The 19,674-nt window shown below is 46.7% G+C and carries 17 protein-coding genes; 10 read left to right on the top strand and 7 right to left on the bottom strand.

Annotation, left to right across the window (positions count from 1 at the left end; all coding sequences use genetic code 11):
* Positions 1-18 precede the first annotated feature (18 nt).
* Complete coding sequence (gene dapB / locus MHN31_RS08070) at positions 19-822, bottom strand: 4-hydroxy-tetrahydrodipicolinate reductase (RefSeq protein ID WP_239443999.1); 804 nt, start codon at positions 820-822, stop codon at positions 19-21.
* A gap of 453 nt (positions 823-1,275) precedes the next feature.
* On the opposite strand from dapB, the gene MHN31_RS08065 reads away from it, so the two are divergent.
* From MHN31_RS08065 to MHN31_RS08040, 6 genes are all read left to right on the top strand, one after another.
* Positions 1,276-2,589, top strand: coding sequence for a Na+/H+ antiporter NhaC family protein (locus MHN31_RS08065; protein WP_010386110.1), 1,314 nt, complete (start codon positions 1,276-1,278; stop codon positions 2,587-2,589).
* A gap of 129 nt (positions 2,590-2,718) precedes the next feature.
* The gene (locus tag MHN31_RS08060) at positions 2,719-3,504 is read left to right on the top strand and encodes a nucleoside-binding protein (RefSeq protein WP_239443998.1); all 786 of its coding nucleotides are present in this window, start codon (positions 2,719-2,721) and stop codon (positions 3,502-3,504) included.
* A 325-nt stretch (positions 3,505-3,829) separates the two neighbouring features.
* The gene (locus MHN31_RS08055; protein ID WP_239443997.1) at positions 3,830-4,330 is read left to right on the top strand and encodes a DUF2867 domain-containing protein; all 501 of its coding nucleotides are present in this window, start codon (positions 3,830-3,832) and stop codon (positions 4,328-4,330) included.
* Positions 4,327-4,866 (top strand): TetR/AcrR family transcriptional regulator, encoded by a 540-nt coding sequence (locus MHN31_RS08050; RefSeq protein WP_239443996.1) that lies wholly within the window; start codon positions 4,327-4,329, stop codon positions 4,864-4,866. The genes MHN31_RS08055 and MHN31_RS08050 overlap by 4 nt, the downstream gene beginning before the upstream one ends.
* Positions 4,863-5,252 carry a DUF6463 family protein gene (locus MHN31_RS08045; protein ID WP_239443995.1) on the top strand — a complete coding sequence of 130 codons (390 nt, stop codon included), beginning with the start codon at positions 4,863-4,865 and terminating at the stop codon, positions 5,250-5,252. Before MHN31_RS08050 ends, MHN31_RS08045 begins: the two co-directional genes overlap by 4 nt.
* A 101-nt stretch (positions 5,253-5,353) precedes the next feature.
* Positions 5,354-5,884: a hypothetical protein gene (locus MHN31_RS08040; protein WP_239443994.1), complete on the top strand. Its 531-nt coding sequence runs from the start codon at positions 5,354-5,356 to the stop codon at positions 5,882-5,884.
* An 18-nt stretch (positions 5,885-5,902) separates the two neighbouring features.
* On the opposite strand, the gene MHN31_RS08035 is transcribed toward MHN31_RS08040, so the two are convergent.
* Together MHN31_RS08035 and MHN31_RS08030 are read right to left on the bottom strand one after the other, a co-directional pair.
* Positions 5,903-6,310 carry an MAPEG family protein gene (locus MHN31_RS08035; protein ID WP_239443993.1) on the bottom strand — a complete coding sequence of 136 codons (408 nt, stop codon included), beginning with the start codon at positions 6,308-6,310 and terminating at the stop codon, positions 5,903-5,905.
* Positions 6,311-6,439: 129 nt separating this feature from the next.
* Entirely contained in the window at positions 6,440-9,241 is a 2,802-nt protein-coding gene (locus MHN31_RS08030) for a tetratricopeptide repeat protein (protein WP_239443992.1), read from the bottom strand.
* A 335-nt stretch (positions 9,242-9,576) separates the two neighbouring features.
* On the opposite strand from MHN31_RS08030, the gene MHN31_RS08025 reads away from it, so the two are divergent.
* Positions 9,577-10,296 carry a transporter substrate-binding domain-containing protein gene (locus MHN31_RS08025; protein WP_239443991.1) on the top strand — a complete coding sequence of 240 codons (720 nt, stop codon included), beginning with the start codon at positions 9,577-9,579 and terminating at the stop codon, positions 10,294-10,296.
* Here the strand turns inward: MHN31_RS08025 and MHN31_RS08020 are convergent.
* Entirely contained in the window at positions 10,293-10,697 is a 405-nt protein-coding gene (locus MHN31_RS08020; protein WP_239443990.1) for a phosphate ABC transporter substrate-binding protein, read from the bottom strand. The two genes, MHN31_RS08025 and MHN31_RS08020, sit on opposite strands and share 4 nt — an antisense overlap.
* A gap of 10 nt (positions 10,698-10,707) precedes the next feature.
* Entirely contained in the window at positions 10,708-11,907 is a 1,200-nt protein-coding gene (locus MHN31_RS08015; RefSeq protein ID WP_125559320.1) for a hypothetical protein, read from the bottom strand.
* Positions 11,908-12,482: 575 nt separating this feature from the next.
* Between MHN31_RS08015 and MHN31_RS08010 the strand changes: the two genes are divergently transcribed.
* The 3 genes from MHN31_RS08010 to MHN31_RS08000 all read left to right on the top strand — a co-directional run bounded on the left by MHN31_RS08010 (position 12,483) and on the right by MHN31_RS08000 (position 15,778).
* Positions 12,483-14,102 (top strand): methyl-accepting chemotaxis protein, encoded by a 1,620-nt coding sequence (locus MHN31_RS08010; RefSeq protein WP_010386097.1) that lies wholly within the window; start codon positions 12,483-12,485, stop codon positions 14,100-14,102.
* 184 nt (positions 14,103-14,286) lie between these two features.
* Complete coding sequence (locus tag MHN31_RS08005) at positions 14,287-15,360, top strand: porin (RefSeq protein ID WP_125559315.1); 1,074 nt, start codon at positions 14,287-14,289, stop codon at positions 15,358-15,360.
* Positions 15,361-15,370: 10 nt separating this feature from the next.
* Positions 15,371-15,778, top strand: a complete 408-nt coding sequence (locus MHN31_RS08000; protein ID WP_010386095.1) for a phosphate ABC transporter substrate-binding protein — start codon at positions 15,371-15,373, stop codon at positions 15,776-15,778.
* A 247-nt stretch (positions 15,779-16,025) separates the two neighbouring features.
* Here MHN31_RS08000 and MHN31_RS07995 read toward each other — a convergent pair whose 3' ends face one another.
* Positions 16,026-16,739 carry a DUF5034 domain-containing protein gene (locus MHN31_RS07995; RefSeq protein WP_239443989.1) on the bottom strand — a complete coding sequence of 238 codons (714 nt, stop codon included), beginning with the start codon at positions 16,737-16,739 and terminating at the stop codon, positions 16,026-16,028.
* 150 nt (positions 16,740-16,889) lie between these two features.
* A complete protein-coding gene (locus MHN31_RS07990) occupies positions 16,890-19,646 on the bottom strand; it encodes an Ig-like domain-containing protein (protein WP_239443988.1) in 2,757 nt (918 codons plus the stop codon).
* Positions 19,647-19,674: the final 28 nt, after the last annotated feature.

Genomic DNA, 19,674 nt, shown 5'->3' with positions numbered 1-19,674 from the left:
CACGCTAAAATAGTAAGCTTACTTCTTCAATCCAAGCACATCTTGCATGGAATAAAGTCCGTTTGGCTTACCTTTTAACCACTGTGCAGCCCTTACAGCACCTGATGCAAAGGTTAATCTTGAAGTTGCTTTGTGTGTTAATTCCAGCCTTTCTCCCATGGTGGCAAAGTAAGCTGTATGTTCACCAACTATATCGCCAGCTCTGAGCACTGAATAGCCAATTTCTTGTTGACTTTTTGCCTCATGTACCTGACTTCGGTCATAGCGTGCAACCTGCTCATGATCCCAGCCTTTTGCCTCAGCAATGGCTTCACCAATCGCCAGTGCAGTGCCCGAAGGCGCGTCTACTTTGTTACGGTGGTGGGCTTCAAAAATTTCGATGTCCATTTCATCTGCAAGCTTTGCCGCAGCGGTCTGTACCAGGTCCAGCATCAGGGTGACACCCACACTAAAATTACGTGCAAAGACGATCGGAATAGACTGTGAGGCGGATTCCAGCTCCTGCATTTGCTGCGGGCTCAGGCCGGTTGTGCCAATCACCATTGGTATGTTGTTCGCGACAGCTTGTTGCAGGTGGCCGAGCATGCCTTCTGGTAGTGTAAAGTCGATCAGTACATCCAGCTCATCGCCTAGGTGTTGCTCAGCGCCAAAAGTTGACCCGGCTGGCGCTTGCGGCTGTAAATTAGCAATGGGCTGAGCCAGATGTGGCGATGATGCTCTGACAAACGCGCCACCTAACTGGCAATGTTGAGACTGTTGGACTGCTTCAATCAGCGCCAGACCCATGCGGCCATTGGCGCCAAAAATACCGATTTTCGTCATATTGCGGTTTTCCTTTGTATTAGATTTTCCACCCTGTTCAGTGGTACGGAAACGTATTTTCCCGATTTTCAGCGCAAGAGAGATAAGCCCAGTCACCCAGCTTTTTAGTTGGATGATTGATTTTGTGGCCTAGAGTTTACCCGATCTCTGTGTCATAGTCAGTTGACAATAATACTAATCTATCCCGTCATGGACCGCTGTGAAGCAGGCCTGATTAATACTTCGAGTAAGACTGGCTTTACCAAAAAGGCGTTTCAACCGCTGTAAATCATGTCGATGTGCTCAGCGCACACTCCGTTACCGGGAAGATAAACATAATAACGAAACACCATGGACTTTGGACGTCTAACCATATAAACTTCCGCCCTCGCCGATTTCAATTATTGCGGGCGACGTAGTTTAAATGCAGCTAATAATGGATCCGTTGGCTGTGGTTAGTTTTTGGGGAGTGCTATGCAGCCAAACTTAAATCACACACAAGCAAAGCTTTCTTTGCTACCTCTTTTAACCTTTGTTGGCCTATTCCTGGGCGCGGGTCTGTACCTGCAATCACAGGGGGTCGATTATGCTTTCTATCAGTTACCTGCACCGGTAGCCATTTTACCTGCCATAGTGATCGCGTTTTGGATCAACAAAGGCACCATCAACCAGAGCGTTGAAACCTTTATCAAAGGTGCCGGGCACAGCAATATCATCACCATGTGTTTAATCTACTTGCTTGCCGGCGCCTTTTCGTCGGTGGCCAGTGCCACAGGGGGCGTTGACGCAGTGGTCAATGCCGGTTTATCGCTGATCCCACCCAGTCTGCTATTACCCGGGCTGTTTTTAATTGCGGCCGTGGTTTCAACCGCCATGGGCACGTCCATGGGTACCATAGGTGCCATCGGCCCTATTGCTTACGCTGTCTCCGTCAAAACCGGGATCGATCCGGCTCTGATGGCCGGTACCATAGTCTCAGGCGCGATGTTTGGAGATAACTTATCAATTATTTCTGACACCACCATAGCGGCAACCCGTACTCAGGGCTGTGAAATGAAAGACAAATTCAGGGAAAACCTGAAAATTGCTCTGCCCGCTGCTGCACTCACCGTTGCCTTATTAGTGTTCCTGACACCTGAGCCACAAGCCGTTGAAACCAAGCCTTTTGACTGGCTGCTGGTGTTACCTTATGCATTTATTCTGGTGCTGGCTGTGGTGGGTATTAACGTTTTTGTGGTGCTCTTTAGTGGCATTATTTTCGCCGCCCTGATGGGATTCACCGGTGATTACCAGGGCGCAGCCTTTGTCAAAGACGTGTATAAAGGCTTCAGTGACATGCAAGAGATTTTCCTGCTTTCTATGTTCATTGGCGGTTTGTCTGAATTTATTCGCGTTAATGGTGGACTGGATTATCTGGCACATAAGATCCAGGCAATCACTGCGCTCATCGCCAAATGGCACAGAAAAGTGGCTGATCAACTGGGCATTGCAGCGCTCGTATTGACCAGCAACCTGTGTATTGCGAACAACACTGTTAGTATCATTGTTGCTGGGCCCGTTGCTAAAAAGCTGGCCGATGATGGAAAGATCTCAGGCAAACGTTCAGCCAGCCTGCTGGATATTTTTGCCTGTGTGATGCAAGGCTCCCTACCCTATGGCGCACAAGCGCTGTTACTGGGTGCAACCTTTAAGATCAGCCCGTGGGAAGTGTCTACCTCGTCTTTTTACTGCTTTATTCTGGCATTTACAGCGGTCGCTGTGATTTGTATTCGTCGTCATAAAGACTGATACTTCAATGGCATCCAAGCGGATGCCATTAATTCCCCCGCATTAATAAAATATAAGTTTTTTATTCCTTTTCTGTAGTATTTTGCGTATATAATTCAGCTGTTTATAACCCCACAAACATGAGAAACAATGAAAACACCTATTTTTACTGCGCTCACACTGGGATTTACGCTCACAACAACATCGGTCACTGCCGCGGACTGGAGTAACACGCAATTACACATTAACCATGGCGAGTTCAAAAACCCGTTTAGTCAGCAAAAAGCAAATCAAACTATCTACTCCCTGCAACATGCCTCGGGCTACCGCTACGGCGATAACTTTTTCTTTATCGATTACAGTACAGATGACTTAGATGATGGTCATCAGGATGGCGACTTTTACGGCGAATGGTATTCGACTTTTAGCCTGGGGAAACTGGCGGGCCTGAAGTTTAATGACTCACCATTACAAGACGTTGGCATTGTGATGGGCTTTAACGCCGCCGGTGATGCCAAAGTCATGAAATACCTGCCAGGCGTAAAGCTGTCCTGGAACCTCGAAGGGTTTAATTTCTTCGCGACCACTTTAACTGCCTACATCGATGACAGCCGCGGCGTTAAAGCCGGTGGCGCACCGAAAGAAACCAACAGTTACATACTGGATGTGGCCTGGAGCTATCCATTCTCTTTGGGCGACCACAAGTTTGAATTCACCGGTCACGTTGAATACCTCACGGGCCGTGATAATGAAGTCGGTGGTGACGTGAAGAACTGGCTGCTGGCACAACCTATTTTACGCTGGGATCTGGGTCACGCGCTGGAGATGCCTGAAAACCAGCTCATGCTCGGTCTTGAATGGCAATACTGGCAAAATAAACTGGGCACTGACACCGACGAATCAGTCCCCCAGATCCACCTTGCCTGGACGTTTTAAGCCACACTGTTTGACCGGGCCCTCTGTTCAGGCCCGGCTGATACCAATTTCACTTAATACCTAGTCTATTTGAAGGAGCAAATAGGGCGCTAACAGCGTTAAAAATTTCTCATTTAGAACAACTAAATAGCAAAATTTCTGCCTTGTTATCGACCCTATTTTCCCGCCTCAAAATAGATCACTTAATTAAGCAAATTGGTATTGCTCACTTCACTTTTTAAATACGCCTTCTGAGTATTCCTGGATAAAAAACGGACAAAGAATATTGCCACAAAAAATACCATACTGTATGGTATGTTCATTCATTACAAGAAGGAGTTGTTTTATGTTCAGTCATATCATTAGCCTGACCCCTGAGCCCGATCGTCTTCAGGCGAAAGCAGGCCCACACCATTTTCGTGATGCATTGCAAATTGCGCTCGACACCCCCTCCCTGACTCCCAGTCAGCTGCAATACCGGATCTTTAATACAATGCCCGGCTGGGTCACACAGCTGATGCGACTCAGAAACAAGCTGGTCGCAGTATTTGGCTTTTCTACAGGACAAGAGACCATGACCCCCGTCAGTGATGAGCTTGCAGTAGGCGATCAGGCAGGTTTTCTGAACGTTTGTGAGAAATACCCGGAGGAAATCATCAGTTACTCGGAAGATCGCCACATGGTCTTTTATCTCAGTGTAAAAAAACAGCAAAGCTCCGTGATTGTATCCACTTTGGTCAACCCAAAGACCCTAACGGGGCGCATTTACCTCAATGCCATCTTACCCTTTCATTATGTCGTTGCTCGCAGTGTTATCCAGAGTGCCAAGAAGGCGGGCAGATTATGAGTGATGCAAGACAAGGCTGGCTGGCATTTGCCTTAAAAACGCTGATCAGCAGTGGCCCTGATGCGCTGACAATAGACCGACTATGCGCCCGTAAAAAAGTGACCAAAGGCTCTTTTTATCATCATTTTAAAAATCGCCAGGCATTCGTAGACGCACTCATGACGTACTGGTATGAACAGGCTACAACACGTCTGATCGCCATTGCCGATACGCAGCCCTGCCCACTGACCAGACTGGAACGTCTTGATGAGGCCATCGCAGCCACAGACATTGAAGCCGAATTGCATATTCGCGCCTGGGCACTGAAAGATGCCAGCATACAGCACCATTTGAGTACCATTGACACGCAGCGCCAGCACTATCTTAAAACCTGCTACCTCGAGCTAGGCTTGGACCAAACGCGCGCAGAACACCTGGCAACAACCAGCTATGCCAGCTTTCTCGGGCTCCAGCAGCTCTACCCTCGCCTGTCCGTTCAGGACTGTCTGGCACTGAGTTCACAACAGGCAAAAACGCAACTGAAGGAACTATTATGAAACACTCCTACTTTATGAGTTATGGCCTGATTGCCATCGGCCTGCTACATAACCTGGTTGGTTTATTGATGGGCTGGGAGGTGCTCATTGCAATGCATCAGGATGGCTGGTTTGCCAGTACAGTGAAACAAAACATGATGTTATTCGATCGCGAAGCCATCGTTTGGTTTTTGGTCTGCGGATCCTTATTTATTCTGTTGGGTTTTGTCCTGAAACACATGCAGAAACACGATGTGCCTTTGCCAGAGCTGCTTTGCCCGGCTTTATTCACCCTCGGCCTGATAATCGTGATCATTATGCCACTCTCAGGTGGTTACCTGCTCATTCTCCTGGCGTTAGTGCCATCAATAGCACGGCTAAGGTACCGCAAGTCATCGCATTTATAGTTACTTTTTTCCTAAAGGTGTCACTATCCCTGCCGATACAGAATAAGATAAAAGTATTATTCGGTGTATATTTCGCGCATGAATGACCCAAGGAACGTGCAATGACATTTATCATCCATCAGGCCACCACGGATATTTCCGCATTTAAAACTAAGCCACCAGCGCCTGCAAAAGAGCCAGCCGGAGAAAAGACCAGCGAAGAGCAGGCAGCTGCCGCGGCTACTGACACAGCTGAGAAAGCTGAGAAAGCTGAGAAAGCTGAGAAAGCTGAGAAAGCTGAGAAAGCTGAGAAAGCTCAGGGTATCACCTTGTCTAATGAAGACAAGCATGTGTTGTCCGGGGAAAAAGCCAAAGAAGATGAAGAAAAATATGAGGATGTGCCGGCATACATTCAACGTATGCTCGAGCGCCTGGAGGAGATTAAAGAAGAAATCACGTTACTTAAAGAGGAGCTGATGGAGTTGCAAGCTGAGCGTACGCCCGATGAAGCAACACAGCAGCTCACTGAAATGAAAAGCCAGTATCTGATGCAGTTGCAGGAGCAATATTTCGACATCATCAAAAACATTCAGGAGGCGCTGAAAAAAGAAGGGATCACAGACCCCGGGATCATTATTCGCGCCATAACCTGAAGTTTGCTGCCTGATTCATCATATCCAGGCAGATAACCCTATACCAAATATGCCTAACAAACTGACATAACATATGCCGAAAGAAACACTGCGCATCAATTTTTTACCGAGGTAGTAACAAGCCATATGGCCAACTCTGGAGGCCAAATACACCACAGCCAGTCCATTTAACCAACTGGGGTTAGCCCCTGATAGCATCGCAAACATGACCACTAATATCAGGATCCCCACAGTTTCATTACTGTTGGCGAACACACGATTGCAGCGAAACAAAAAATCATCCGGATCCTGCGCCACCGCCACACCCGGCGGGTGCTTTTGTTTAATTGCGATAATATCTACGACCGCCAATTGAACTAAAAACAAAGCGCCTGATAACCCAAGCACTAAAATACTCAACTGGTATGGAGCCAAAAGGTCTGTCATGCTGATTTCCTTTCCGTATATAATTTAGGTGCAAACACAGTGACCTATTTTATCCGTGTGTGTCAATCGCTGTGTGCTTAAATCTGCCACAAAATAAGGTTACATTGCCTGACCTTGTCGCAACCCGGACTAAGTCATTTCTGCCGGAAAAATCATTTCAAACAGACAACCCTTATCAGGGCCCGAGATACATTTAATTTCTCCGTTCAATACAAAAGTGACCAAATTAAACACCATATAAAGACCCAGCCCTACATTACCCTGGTGCCGGGCGGTGGTGTGAAATGGTTCGAAAATGTGTGCCAGTGTATCGTCTGAGATGCCTTTCCCTGCATCTTTAAAACTCAGTTTAATCTGCGCTTCATCATATATTAATGTGATCCAAACGTCCCCATAAGATGAATCAAACCCATGCTGTATCGCATTCATAAGTAAGTCTTCTAACACCCGTTCCAGCGCCTGTTTATTAAAGCGCACAGTAACAGACGCGGGACAGTCAACATTGAGGCTTACTGATTTGCTAACATGGCACGCAACAAAGGCATCAAGGAATGCCTTTAACTCAACACGGTCATGATTGCTGGTGTATTCGTGGGCAGATGCCTGCTTAAATCGCTTCACTAATTGTGCCGCCCGCGCCGTGTTACTCTCTATAAGCTGTGCACTAGACTCGGACACGTCAACAAACGCCTGTGTGTCACTTAAGGTCAGTTTACTTTGCGCCAGTTTGTCCTTAAATCCAGACAGCGCCTGGGTCAGCACAGAGCAGGCTGTGACCGTGGTGCCCAAAGGCGTATTGAGCTCATGAGAAACACCACTGACCAAACGCCCCAGCGAGGCCATTTTTTGTGCCTCTACTAGCGTCGACTGAGTCCTGGTCAGCGTTTCCAGTGTGTTGGCCAGCTCATCCCGGGATTGTTTTAAGCGTTCGGTTCGCTCCTCGACACGCTCTTCAAGGGATCTATTAAGTTCAGCCAGAGCAAGCTCCGTGCGCTTAAGTGCTGAGATATCCTTGATTGTACCGCACGCTCTGACGGCCGCTCCACTCTCATGCCGGGTTGTCACTTTTCCCCGATCTAATACCCAAAGCCAGTCCCCCTGAGTGGTTTTTACGCGATAGCTCACTTCATAGAATTCTGTTTCTCCATCCAGGTGCTTATTAAACGCTTGCTCTAATTTAGGATAGTCTTCAGGGTGCACGGATGCTTTTATGACACTCAGATCTGAGCCAATCTCGGCAGCAGGCAGTTGCAATTTACTCTGTTGGTTATCTCTAGTAATCACGCCCGCTGCCAAATCCCAGTCCCACAGCTCATCACCACTTCCCCATAGAGCCAGACTAAGTCGCTCTTTAGCACCACTCACCTGCTTTAACGCCAGTTGCTCGATTTTCAACTGTTTATTCTTGCTGTACCAGAAATACAAGAAAAACACAGTGCCAAATACCAGCACCAACGCGATAAAAACAACCCCCTTTTGAAATGCCTGTTTTTCTATCTGTAAGTCTTTAATGCGATTTTCTTGCACCAGTTCAGCAATTTCACGCTCTTTTTCTTCCACATCGAATTCGACACTTAATGCGCTGAGCCGATATTGATTATTCCTGTTTTCCCATTTACTTTGATTCACTAAATAGGCATTCAGATAATAAACGGACTGTTCAGGTTGCCCAGCCTGTTCGTAGACTTGCGCGAGTTCACGCTGATATTGCATCACTCGGGCATCTCTTTGATGTTCAGTGGCAATCTCAATGGCTCTGAGATACTCATCGATTGCTTGCTGGGTAGCTCCCCGCTTCAACGACAATTGCGCAAACGCCTGATAAATCTCAGCAATGCGATCTTCCCAGGGTGAGCCCAGATACAATGGCAGGCTTTTATTGAGATACGCTTCGGCTTTTTTCAATTCACCAGTGTCTATATACAAACGCCCCAGATCCAGATCGGTCGAAATGTTTGTGTCAAAACGATTGATCGCTTGTTTCAGATTCAAAGCTTCCATCAGACTGCTTTCAGCGTTGCCATAGTCCCCCACTAACCGATACACAGAGCCGAGGCGGTTGTAGGTGTGGATCATGCCCATTTTATAATCCAGCACTTTCCTGTACTCCAGAGATTTAAGGTACGATTCAATGGCACTGTTATAATCACTAATCTCTTCGAGATAGGTACCCATATTGCTGTAATAAATTCCCAGCTTTCTGTCATCTTGGAGCTGTAACGCTATCTGGATAGCCTTGTTCTGGTGAAACAACACCTTCTCGTAAAGATTCATCCTTCTGTACAAAGAGGCCAGACTTTGGTGTATTGAAGATGCCCTGTAGCTATCCTGTAATTTGCGATACAAATTCAGGCTACGAAGAAAATCAGCTAAGGCGTCGTCAAAACGCATTAGCCAGATATTAAGCATACCTGACAACTGGCGGGCTCGAGCGAGATACCTGTCATGGCCTATTTTCGTTGCTAACTGCATGGCGATTACAAGGTCAGCTTCAGCTGCCGCAACATTTTGCTGCCGCGTTGCAACATCTGCGGAGACCAGTTTAGCCAATATCTGATTAGCATCGTTCCGGCTTTGTACTGCCAATATATTCGCGCGATCTGCCAACTTTTTAGCCTGGCTAAGTTCACGCTTCGATATGTGGGCACGGGCCAGATGACTCAGTAATCGGGCACTCTGATCATCATTGGGATTATCCGCCAGCAGTGAAAGGCCAGCCTGGCCGTAAGCAAGAGACTGAGCAGTATGAAAATGAAAGTGTTGCTCAACATAATCTATGATTGCTTCTACTTTTTCATCCCCTTCTGCATTTGCAATCTTTTCTGCCAAGATCTCAGCCGATAAAGACGCTTGAGCGACAGACGCCACACTGAATGTCAGGCACAAAAAAAAGCACACCAGATATTTTAAATCAGCGGTGTTTTCAGACATATAATCACCTGTTTCCCTTGCTTCAGACGTTAAGAAAGCTCATTTCTGTTATTGAGTATACCAGTATAATTCAACGGTATTGTTTTGCCGTCCGGTCACTTCTTATAGCTCCAGATAACCTATGACAGTCACTTTCAACTTGATAACCATTTTGTGCTAGGCATCAATCACCTTATGCGGCCCAGAACATCAAGAAAAAGCACCGAAACTGAGCTATAACTTATACCAGCAAGTAAACACGTTTATCTGGCAAAGTTGTGTGGAATAATGCGAATTTAACAACCTTTTTGTTTTGCTTTTTTGTGAGTGCTCCGAACTTTGCAATGTGTACCTTAATGCGCATGGGAGGTAGTCCGGACGCCCCGCCAATTAGTTACGCTATACATGAAGACAAGTTGCGTGGCATTGGATTTGACTTTGTGCGACAGGTTTTACCTGCACACACGCAAGTTGAAATCACTAAACCCATGCCCTGGCTGAGGGCGATACAATGGGCCAAAGACGGCCACATTGATATGCTGGTTGGGCTGCAAAGTACTGACTATCCGCGTGAGTGGTTTACCTACCTGGAGCCTGCTTTAACCACCTCAGCGCACAGTGTGTTCTATCGACGTGAGGAAATATCACTTACTAACATGACAGAGCTTATCCCCCTCAGAGGCGCTACCTTGCGCGGTGAAAAATCAGCGACTCAAAGTCACACAGGCTTTGACCTGACTCAGCTTACCCTAACTACCGCTGACAGCGTTGAAAAAGCATTGAAAATGTTATCAATGAAGCGTATCGACTATTTTATTGCACCTCAGTGGCAGGCCATCAGTAGCTGGCTGAACCTCTATAACGCCCAGGCTTTACCACTCGCAATGCTACCAGAGCCCGTGCATATCAAGCCAGTTTACTTAGTGCTGTCTAACCAAAGTGCCTGCCTGCCTTATAAGTCAGAGCTGGAAGCTGCAATCATAAAAGCACAAAAAGAGGGCCTGATGGAAGCTTTGCTGGAACAAAGCTTCCTGTACTCAAACGTGGTTGATCAGTTTCATGATCTTTTACGTTAAAAAGAGGCGATGACCCTGACACTGTCATCCGCACTGCCACTGGTGACATAACCGATAATACTGGCGTCTGAGCTCACCATTTCCAATACTTCCTGATCATTGGCCAGTTTTTTTGGCGGTTGCCCTTTACCGGTAAACAGGAGCTTAGACCAGTAGGCTTTTAACTGGCTGGCACTGCGACCGATCACTTTGCTGTAGAACTCTTCACTGGCAGCGCTTGTATCAGACTGACTGACTGGCACGGCTTTACCGGCACCATTAAAGGTTTTTAACTTACCTAAGAATATTTGCTCTATCTGGTTTTTGTCTAACGTAGCCGTATTTGAGGGGTGAACAACAACATCAACAGCCCAGCATGAAGAAGACAGGCCGATCAAGCCCGTAAATATAATCGCTTTCATTGTTTTCCCCTCAAAAGACCAAGTCTACGCCCGCAGTCCAAATCGAATAGTCTCCGACTGTAGGCCGGGAATCTTCACCGCTCACGTACTGAAACTTCAATGCCGCATTAGGATGGAAATCGTATCTGACAGACAAGCCGACACCATCAAACTCTCGCATAGCCAGATTGTTTCGAATCGCGACCCCAGTCGCTCTCAGGGTTGGCTGATCTACTCCATTGAGGAAATCCAGATCTTTGTTATCTTGTAAAAACCTTTCGTGATGTACTGTGACGATAACATTATCGACTACACGATAACCAATTGCGGTATACCAGACCTGATTAAATCCATCACTTGAGTCTTCAACTCCATAGTCGGCATATTCCACATCCAGAATGATGCGGTCGTAATCTATATGAAACCCGGTGTAACCATACAGGCCATTTTTGCCATCCCAAACAACCGCATCTTTAAACGCCTGAACCTGTTGCTCTGTTGCTCCCTGAGACTTAGCCAGTTCGATTGCTCCCTGAGCTCCTCCAAGGATCGCATTGGTATCAACCGTACCACCTTCGATTTCTACGATGAAAAAGCCACCGTACACAGTCCACCAGTCTTTGGATAATTCTAGCCTTACGGACAGTTCATCTTTAAAGCCAAAAGATTCATCCTGCTGAGTAGCAGCAAGGAAGGTGGTACCACGCCAGCTTCCGTAAAGTACTTTGGTCGATAGTGCATAGTCGCCAAACACAAAGTTGCTGTCTAAAGACACTCCTTCTATTGTGGTAAAGTCAAATCCGATGTAGACCGCTTTGGGTAAACGGCCAAAATTGTGTGTATAGCCAACATTTTGGTATTCAGATTGGTAAAAACTAGGATTGGCAAAGCGCCCCATGCTGATAGTATGTTGCGGATTGATTTCATAGCTTACGTACGCCCACCTTGCCTCAGCATCGAAATCCCCCTTTCCTTCGGCGAGCAGCTGAACAGTTGCACTAAGGCCATCGCCCAGATCTGCTCGTGCCTGAAGAGCAAACAGAGATTCATCAGAAAACGAGATATCGCCATCACCCTCTAGTGTCTCAAATGGCGAGGTGCCCCCATCACTGTCGGCGGCAGTGGCTCTGAGTGAAGCAAACCCATTAAATACGACATCGGCGTAGCTGGCGAAACTGCTCGTCACCAAAGCGCCTCCAATTACCCATTTCATAGCATGATTACAGTTCATAATTTGTCCTACCCGTTAGTCTTATCTGTGCGCGCAGAGTTACATAACGCCTTTTAACCCTAGCGCAAGTTAATCCTTTTGCTAGCGGGGAAATTTTATTTCCCTGATGCAGGTAATACCGGCTCCAATTGCCAGCTCAATGTGTCGTTAGCGTAAGATTTACAGGCCAATCTGGGAATACATAAACGCAACGGCTATCCGTTTTACCGTTTTTTCCGAAAGATAACGACCTCGAACACCTTGCCAAGTAGAATTGAAATGAATCAAATCAGCCATATTTCAACAGCTTATAATGTATACACCAGAAAGTTCTACGGTCACATCGCGACTGATTGAAAGCCGTAAGGCTCGGGTGCGATGCCTAAAATGTTGTCCAGTAAATAATGCTCAATACAGGGCTCCGACGAAGGAAAGAACGCAAAGCCTTCCCTTTTTTATTTAATTTTTACAAACAATTGGCAAATTGAGCGTTTATGACTAAGACTTGTTACTGTGTTGGACTAGCATCACGCCTGTGCAGGTACAGGCGATCATTGAAGTGATAGTTTGGTGTTTTAATACTGGGGAACTCGGTTATGCATTGGTTTAAAAACCTACCACTGTTTTACAAAATAAGTTTGATTGTTGCTCTGTCTGTCTCCGTGTTCACTGCTAACCTGCTCATTAATTTCTTTGCCTTCCAGAACACTCAAAAAGAGCTCGTACTGCTAGAACGGCAAATTTACAAAACAGTTCAACTGTCCACAATCAACAGCGTTCTCATCCGCCGGGCAGATGAGCTGTTCAGTCAGGCGGTCTCGTTTGCTGACAACGACGTTATGAATCAGGCCTTGCAAACAGTGCAAGATCTGAAGGCAAACCTCGATGAGCTGCGCGTATTAGATGTTGAAAACAGTACACTGATAAAAAACCAGCTCGAAGTCATTGCCGAATACAAAACACTGTCTGAACGGCTCGCACAAGGTATGATCAATGACACCATTGATTTCAGTACACTTCCTACGCTTGCGAAACAAAAATCAGACCTGTTTGAAAAAGCAGAAAACGGCCTGACGGCCTATCAAAAAAGCGTCGACGAATTATTTCAAAGTACCATAAGAAAGGCATACGAAAGTGGCAATGACGGACTGTGGCTGTCGATACAGTCAGGCGTGGTATTGACGATTCTGCTTGTGATTGTGGCACTGTCCGTTGCTCGCAATATCAGTTTCACAGCCAATGAACTACGTAGCTCATTAAGTGAACTGGCAGATGGACACGGTGATTTGAATCAGCGCATTGAAGTACTGGGTGACGATGAACTCGGTCGCACGGCGCTTAATTTCAATAAATTTATGGACACACTGACTACTGCTATCAATGGTGTTATGTCTGTCTCTCAACCACTCCTGGATACCTCAGAAAAGTTGGTACACAGCACTGAAAAAGTAAGAAGAGTGACAGATCAGCAATCAGCCCAGGCGGCGCAAACACAACAGTCGATTAATGAACTTATTCAGTCCATCGACAGCATAAGCGACTCTGCATCTGCGGCGAACACCGCTGCACATGAAACCGAGCAAGAGGCACATAATGGCCTTTCAGCGGTAACCGATACCATAGCTAATTCGAAAGAGCTGAACCAGCAGATTGGTGAAGCAGCCGAGGCGGTCAATGATCTTGCAAAAGGCACCGGCAATGTCTCATCGATTTTGGATGTAATTAGTTCAATCGCAGAGCAAACCAATTTGCTTGCGCTCAATGCAGCAATCGAAGCTGCCCGAGCAGGTGAACAAGGCCGGGGCTTTGCTGTGGTTGCCGATGAAGTGCGTACACTGGCCTCGCGCACAGGGGATGCCACGACAGAAATACGCACAATGCTCGACTCACTGCAAAATGCTGCTGAACGTAGCGTGAAAATGATGAGCCAGGCCGATGAGCAGGCAAGCAGCAATGAATCCAGAGCGCTAAAAGCCGGACAGGCATTAGAAGAGATCCAAAGTAAAATTGCTAACATTACACTAATGAACAACCAAATTGCGTCTGCTACAGAACAACAGAGTTCTGTTGCAGCCCAGGTTGCCGATACGATTGAAAAGATGAATGAAGGACAAAAGCAAGTTAACGCGTCCTTCACTGACCTGGATGATGTCTCTCACAGACTGCATCAGGCTTCTGACCGGTTAGTCTCAGCGACCAGTCAGTTCAAACTCTAGATTTGGTGCGCCAAATTGTGTCTTTCCCGGGCTCTGTGGCCCGGTCGAAGGCATGTGTCCAAAGCTTCTTACCTCCCCCCACAAAGCCCACAAAATTGCTCACAATTTATGCAAAAAACCTTTCTTTTTCGAGTATATAACTATACTTAGCAGTGCCAACAACACGAGTTTAGCGGAGCTATCCATGAAACTAAAATATACTCTCTTGGTCACAGCGTTAGCATCAACCACACTTCATGCCGAAGTTAACATATCTGGGTTCGCCAGTATGACCGGTGGTCAGGTGTTAAGTGGTTCGGGTGTCCCTCAGTTCGGCCTGGAACCTACTTTTTTGGCTGACTATCCGATTGTGAGCGCTTATAAAGAGGACTTATCCTTTTCTCCAGAATCCCTGATCGGTTTGCAGATCAGCAGCGATCTGGGTGAAGGCTTGAGCGTCACAGGTCAAATTGTCGCCAGAGGTGCCAATGATTATGACGCAGAATTTGAATGGGCTTATGCCTCATACGAAATAAACGACAACTGGACATTTCAGGTCGGTAAGAAGCGTTTACCTTTGTTTTACTACTCTGATTTTTATGATGTCGGGTATGCGTATGTGTGGATGAGGGCCCCTGCCGACAACTATACCTGGCAGATATTTAATTATGAAGGTGCCAACCTGCTGTACAGCGGTGCAATCGGAGATTGGGGTATTTCTGCCAACGTGTACACAGGACGTGAGGACGACACAGAAAATAAACTATTGTCTGAATTCTTCTTCCAAACCCCTACCCGGGAGATTTGGGAAGATATTTTGGGCGGTGTGGTACAACTCAGCTATGACTGGCTCGAGTTGCGAGTCACCCACATGCGCTATACCAACAAGCGTTTTCGTAATGGTGAACCTGAGCTTTGGAACGGCAAAGACAGCCGGGATGGCAAGTTTTATGGTCTCGCCGCCAACGCAGACTTTGGCAATGTCTTTATCTTATCTGAGTTTAACCGACTGGACCTTGATGGTGATTTAGATACCTACATGATCAGTGCTGGCTATCGCTTTGACACTATCACCCCATACATTATGTATTCCAATTTTGAACAAAAAGATGGAGACGACCCGGAAAAACATGATACTCGTGCCGTCGGGGTGAGATGGGATTTCCATCCTTCAGCAGCATTCAAAGTACAATACGACAAAGTCGAAGATGACTCGACTGCACTGGCAGTAGCTGGCGACAGTGAATCACTCACTTTCGGTGTTGATTTGGTTTTTTAGGGGAAATAACATGAGAAATTTAATATACGCAGTGCTATTGTCGTCAGCTTTTAACGCTTATGCTGGCGTATCCGTGATTGTTCACCCTAGCAACGGCAGTAGCTTTGATACCTCAACGATAAACCGTATTTTTACTGGCAAAGAGAAGTCTTTTTCTAATGGGAATAAAGCAATCCCGGTATCACAGGAACCCGGTAATCCGATCACTGACGAGTTTAACAGCAAGGCGCTCAATAAGTCTTCTGCTCAGCTCAAAGCATATTGGTCTAAACTCATCTTTACTGGTAAAGGCACACCACCCAAGGAAGTTTCTAATGACGCAGAAGTCATCAAAATGGTCTCAGCGAACCCAGATACAATTGGCTTTGTCTCTTCCGATTCGGTGACTGATGCTGTGAAAGTGGTACAACAGTTTTAGACGCTTTGACAATACTTGTAAATCAGTATTAAGCCGGTTCGGATAAACCGGCTTTTACGCAGCAACTCCTGTATTAAGTTGCCCCCCCTTAGATAAACGCTTACATAAACAATCTTCATACTACGCCTGCCCTCAGCGTTGCATGATAGATACCCTAACATGGTTATTCATCAAATATAGCGAAGGACAAACTCTGACAAATCAGAGGCATGGCATTCGTAAGGATCAAATGACGCATATGCCTACATTATTCGTCCGGGACCTTAAAGGCGATCTCCTCAGTCTCTAACGAGAAAACTTTCCCATTATCCAATTCTATCGAAATGTAAAAACTCATGTTTCCTGGATACTCAGGCCCCGTATTCAACACCAGATTGCGATTAAAGCCTGCGTTCAAGGGCTCACCATCGCGACCATACTGTAAGAATTCATCAACCGTGAAAAATGTTTTCGTGTCGTTTTTATAAGAATAGTATTTGTTGAGTGCGTCATCATAAGTCACCGAAAACAACGCATTCAATTTGCTCCCAGAAGGATGTTCCTGACTAAAATCCATTGCCGAAGTGATGTCAATTGACACAATGTTTTCTTCTGTCTGAGGGGGCATAAGCGACAGAGCATAAGCCTTAGAAATCAATTGAAAAGGTTTAAATCTATCAAGGGATGTCAATTTGACCGACTCTGTTTGCGTGTTAAGGTGAAATACAACATCCCGATATGTGACAGGCTCATTCATCTGATAAGGAGTATCTAGATTGTACTCAGGAGCATCTGCATCTTGCTCTGCAAGTCGATTATAAATGCTCACTTCAAATCCCTGAGTGACTATCTTAGTGCTTTTTACACTCGGTTTCGGTGGCGTTACAGGCCCTGTTATATCAGGCGTAGTCTCACCATTACCTGAACCACAGCCAACCAAAATAGCTGTAAGCATAAGTGTTACGAATGCGCGTGTCTTCACTATTACGTTTCCTTAAACAAATTCCAAATGGCATTTTATCTGGATAAATAATAGTGACAACGAATTGCGTGTTATTTAATGTTACCTACTGTCTATGCAGCAACAGATAAAGTGGGCCTGAAACAGTAGAAACTCAGGCCCTTAACTTGATTACTTACACTCCCCTATTACTTTCCACACTGCCCAACGACTTGAATATTCCGCGGGGACCTGATTACGTGTCCACCATTTTGCCTGGTACAGTTTGCCGTTATAGCTCACCTGGTTGCCAGCGGTATATACAGTGCCAGCAGACCAGCCACCAGTCCGGCAGCCTGGAGCCTTCTCTTTGATGTGAATTTGATGGGTGGCTGAACGTGTCTGCAAACCGCTCTTATCGCTGGCCACGGCATACAGCTCGTAGGTCCCTGCCTCGCTCAAAGTCGTCGACGCACTGAAAGGCTCTAGATTGCTGTTAGCAACTTGTTTGCCGTTAATGAAGTATCGGACCTGAGCCAAATCACCATCTTTATCCGACGCATGAACCAGGAGCGTAATCGGCTGCTCAGGGGCAAACTGACTACCGTTTTTAGGGCTGGTTAATACCACCTCAGGCGCATGTACCTCATCCTGGCTAGGTGTCACTTTGATAAAACGCGTCACAACATCAGAGCGCGCGCCGTCATCATCCACTGCTACTGCACTCAAGGTGTATTCGCCAGCTTGCTGAGCGTTAAAATTAAACGCATAAGGTGTTCGGCTAAGCTTTGTCAGTAGCTGGCCATTCACACTGATCAGCACTTCTTTAACTTCACCATCCTGGTCGGTCGCGTTTAATGCTACCTCTACCCGGCTACCTTCCGACACTTCGAGATTATTTGCTGGTGACAAGAAAGTCAGTTCAGGTGCCTGATTAGGCTGTTCCTGAGTCAGGCCACACTCAACGCCGCGCTGCCATACTCCCCAGGAGCCAGAGTTATGCGCAGGGCTTTGACCCCGGTTCCACCATTTAGCAGTATATTCATAGCCGTCAAAGGCCGCTTTATTACCCTGAACATAGACCTGACTTTCTCGCCATTGGGGTGTCTGACATTGATTCGGGTCGATTAACGTAAACCGCACAGGCTCAGAGGTCACGCGCAAGCCTTCATTGTCTTCCACTACCGCACTCAGTTGATAGGTACCGGATTGGTCGCTTTGCCAACGTACCTCAAAAGGCGCTTCGGTTAATGTCTGATATTGCTCACCGTCCACCATAAAGGTCACTTTAGCAACCTCGCCATAGTCATCTTTCGCATCAGCACTGAAAGTCAGCGCTGAGTTAATCTTAAATCGGCTACCCTCATCTGGGTTCGTAATGGTGATTTCAGGTGCTTTATTTTCTGTGCAGGCAAACACGCCAACCTGTTTAAATGCCGTGCCAACATCCTCGATATTGTAACCCAGCTCTTCGGCCGCATCCGTTACACCGCAAGCCAGCGATTCAAAATTACCGTTGTACACCCAGTAGTGTTTATTTGCATGCAACATCACCTCATAGGCTTTTTTTACGCCCCAGCCTGGTGTGGTAGACAGCAGATAAAAAGCTTTGTTGAATACCCCTGAACTGTAGTGAACATCGAGCCCTATGGTATAATCATCCGCATGACCAATAGACTTGCCGTCTTTGGTTGGATCATCCATATAACGCAGCGCTGTGCGGTTTTTGAAAATGCTGGCACCAATTAACCAATCCACTTCACAATTGCCATCGGCGTCTTGATTCAAAAAGCACTCCAATGCCTCCGACGTCATATCTGAAAACGCCTCGTTCACCCCACCTGACATACTGCTGTACACCAGCTTTGAGTTTTGCGAAGTCACACCATGGGCAATTTCATGGGCGACCACGCCCAGTGATGTGAAAGGATATACGCCATAACGAGACAAGTTGCCATCACCAAACGTCACCTCTTTGCCATTCCAGAACGCGTTGAGATAATTTTCCCGGTAGTGCACCCGCATCACCAGATCGCCTTCCAATGCACGGCTGCTGTACCAGTCATCAAACATCTCCAGTGTCGCTTTACCATAATACATCGCATCATTAAGGGGAGAATAGGCACCATTGACTGACTTATGCTGGTTCTCATGACAATCAAACACGAAAGTCTCGGTATTGCTGATGTCATGCTCCATATCGATCACACGAATGTCATCATGCGCCAGCGCACAGCGTCCATCGTCACGCTCTGTCGCATAAAACTTGGGCTTATCTTCTCCGTAATAGTGGCGGCCGATTTTCTCATTGCCGCCGGGGCCCGTGCCAATTTTGCCGTGCGTGAGCGTCTCTACATGACTCAGGATTTCAGCACTGTGTGCGTCAATGAAAAACTCCGGTCTGCTGGGGGCTTGCTCAGTCTCAGCAAAAAAAGTGACCATGTATGCCAATCTGAAGCCATTCTGGTAAGGATAAACCACCAGTTCAACCTGCTCATCATGCGTGAGTAACAGGTCCGGGATACTGGCCTTTGCGCTACTCAGCGCTTTTTCTTCATCAATTGACGCAACAATTGAATCCAACTTAGGAGCCGGTACCACTGAGCCACTGACTCCAGTGATATTCCCCTCAGGTGAAAACCACACACTAAACAGGTTTTGTGCATCATGGTGTGTGACAATTTCTCCACCGTGTACGCGGACCCCCTGATAATACTGGCTACGACGAAGGTGTTTGCCATCTTCGCTGCGGCTGTGGATTTTAAATTCAAGGTCTGGCTGCGTGCCCGCCTGACGAGATTGGAAAAAACGCGTAGATTGCTGCAACTGCTCAATGAGCTGCGACTCAAGTTGCTGATTGCTATGGATACTCACTGGTGCTGTACTGGCTGTAGCACCAAACACGCTCATCGCGGCAAAAAAAGACGCTACGGGTGATAATTTGTACATGATTATACTCTTATTGTTCGTTGTTTTT

The sequence above is a fragment of the Pseudoalteromonas sp. McH1-42 genome, from assembly GCF_022347845.1.
In the GTDB taxonomy this organism is placed as follows: Bacteria; Pseudomonadota; Gammaproteobacteria; order Enterobacterales; family Alteromonadaceae; genus Pseudoalteromonas; species Pseudoalteromonas rubra_D.
This window is presented reverse-complemented; position numbering and strand designations above follow the sequence as displayed.